The sequence below is a fragment of the Streptomyces poriticola genome, from assembly GCF_036689765.1.
GTDB classification, from domain to species: Bacteria; Actinomycetota; Actinomycetes; order Streptomycetales; family Streptomycetaceae; genus Streptomyces; species Streptomyces poriticola.
The window spans coordinates 1-2,585 of record NZ_JBAGKH010000079.1 but is presented as its reverse complement, the minus strand read 5'-3'; the positions used below and the strand labels follow the sequence as shown (position 1 = coordinate 2,585).

The 2,585-nt window shown below is 76.1% G+C and carries 2 protein-coding genes; both read right to left on the bottom strand.

Annotation, left to right across the window (positions count from 1 at the left end; translation table 11 throughout):
• Positions 1-996: beta-ketoacyl synthase N-terminal-like domain-containing protein (locus V5O46_RS31510; protein WP_408649090.1), on the bottom strand; the 996-nt coding region annotated here is incomplete at its 3' end.
• Between the two features lie 51 nt (positions 997-1,047).
• Positions 1,048-2,585 (bottom strand): SDR family NAD(P)-dependent oxidoreductase (locus V5O46_RS31505; protein ID WP_332888154.1); only part of this gene is annotated, 1,538 nt, incomplete at its 5' end.

Here is a 2,585-nt window from a genome sequence, read left to right as displayed (position 1 = left end):
GACGACGTCGACCTGGCTCGCGGCCAGGCGGGCGTCGGCCAGCGCCTGGCGGATCACGCGCTGCTGCGAGAGCCCGTTGGGAGCGGTGAGTCCGCTGCTCGCGCCGTCCTGGTTGATCGCGGTGCCGCGGACCACGGCCAGCACGGGGTGGCCGTTGCGGCGGGCGTCCGAGAGCCGCTCCAGGACGAGCATGCCCGCGCCCTCGGCGAAGCCGAACCCGTCGGCCGCCGAGGCGAACGCCTTGCAGCGGCCGTCGGCCGCGAGGGCCCGCTGCCGGCTGTACTCGGTGAACACGGCGGGCGTGGACAGCACGGTCGCCCCGCCGGTGAGCGCCAGCGTGCACTCCCCGGCCCGCAGGGAGCGGACCGCGAGGTGCAGGGTGACCAGGGACGAGGAGCAGGCGGTGTCCACGGAGAGGGCGGGGCCCTCCAGGCCGAGGGTGTACGAGACCCGGCCGGAGAGCACGCTGGGCGAGGTGCCGGTGACGACGTACCCCTCCAGCTCGGTGGCCACCGGGCCGGTGATGTCGGAGTAGTCCTCGCTGCTGAAGCCGACGAACACGCCGGTGGCGCTGCCGCGCACGCCCGCCGGGTCGATGCCGGCCCGCTCCAGGGCCTCCCAGGAGGTCTCCAGCACCAGCCGCTGCTGCGGGTCCATGGCGAGCGCCTCGCGCGGGCTGATCCCGAAGAAGCCGGCGTCGAAGTCGGCCGCGGTGTCGAGGAATCCGCCTTCGCGGGCGTAGGAGGTGCCGGGCCGGTCGGGGTCCGGGTCGTAGACCGAGGCCATGTCCCAGCCGCGGTCGGTGGGGAACGCCGAGACCGCGTCGGTCCCGGCGGTCACCAGCCGCCACAGGTCCTCGGGCGAGGCCACTCCGCCGGGGTAGCGGCAGGCCATGCCCACGATCGCGATCGGCTCGCGGTCGCGGGCCTCGGCCTCGCGCAGCCGGCGCCGGGCGACCTGCAGGTCGCCCGTGACCTGCTTGAGGTAGTCGAGCAGTTTGGCCTCGTCAGCCATGAGTGCACCCCCGTGCGGTTCGTTCGGCGCGGATCAAGAGATGCCCCGGTCGATCAGGTCGAAGAGTTCGTCGGCGGTGACGCCGTCCAGCGCGGCCCGCTCGGGTGTGCCGCCGGTCGTGCCGGCGTCCCAGCGGCCCGCCAGCTCGCGGAGGTGCGCCGCCACCCGGGCGCGGTCGGCGCCGTCGGCGGGCAGGGCGCCGAGCGCGCTCTCCACACGGGCCAGTTCGGCGATGATCCGGTCGGCGGTCGCCTCGTCGGACTCGCTCGGCAGGAGCGCGTCGAGGAGGTGGTCGGCGAGCGCGGCAGGGTTGGGATGGTCGAACACGATGGTGGTGGGCAACCGCAGGCCGGTGGCGGCGCCGAGGCGGTTGCGCAGTTCGACGGCGGTCAGCGAGTCGAAGCCCAGCTCCTTGAAGCCACGGTCGGGTGCCACCGCGTCGCTTCCCCGGTGCCCCAGGACATCGGCGACCTGGCCGCGGACGACGTCGAGCAGGGCGGGGGCCCGCTCGGGTGCGGGCAGTGCGGTGATCCGCGCCACCAGGGCCGCCGCGTCGGTCACCGGGCGGGCTGCGGCCGGGCCGGCCGGGGTGGCGACCAGGCCGTGCAGCAGCGGCGGGGTGGGCGCGGCGGAGGCGGTGGCGAGGTCCAGTCGGGCGGTGACGGTCACGGCCTCGCCGGTGGCGGTGACCGTGTCGAACAGGGCCAGTCCCTCGGCGGCGGCCATCGGCACGATGCGGTTGCGGCCGGCGCGGGCGACGTCGGCGGCGTCCAGGTGCCGGGTGAGGCCGGTGGCGTCGACCCACAGGCCCCAGGCCGCGGCGGTGCCGGGCAGGCCGGCGGCGCGGCGCCGTTCGGCGAGCGCGTCGAGGAAGGCGTTGGCGGCTGCGTAGTTGGCCTGACCAGGGGTGCCGAGGGTGGCCGCCGCGGAGGAGAACAGCACGAACGCGGACAGGTCCCTGCCTGCGGTGAGTTCGTGCAGGTGCCAGGCGGCGTCGGCCTTCGGGCGCAGCACGCCCGGCAGCCGGTCGGCGCCGAGTTCGGTCAGCACGCCGTCGTCGAGGGCGCCCGCGGTGTGCACCACCGCGGTCAGCGGGGCCTCGACGGTCAGCTTCGCGAGCAGCGCGTCGAGGGCGGCGCGGTCGGTGACGTCGCAGGTCTCGAAGCGGACGGTGGCGCCCGCCGCGGCCAGTTCGGCGACCAGGTCCGCGCTGCCGGGGGCCGCGGCGCCACGGCGGCTGGCCAGCACCAGGTCGCGGGCGCCGTGTTCGGCCACCAGGTGCCGGGCGAGCATGCCGCCGAGCACGCCGGCGCCGGTGATCAGGACGGTGCCGTCGGCGTAGGGGGCGACGGTCAGCACGATCTTGCCGGTGTGCCGGGCCTGGGCCATGAACCGGAACGCGGTGCGCGCGTCGGCGAGCGGCCAGGTCCGGGTGGGCAGGCCGGTCAGCTCGCCCGCCTCGGCGTGGGCGACGACCTCGGTCAGCAGGCTCTGGATGCGGTCGGGGCCGGCGTCCAGCAACAGGTCGAACGGGAGGTAGCCGACGCCGGGCAGGTCCGCCGGGTCACGGC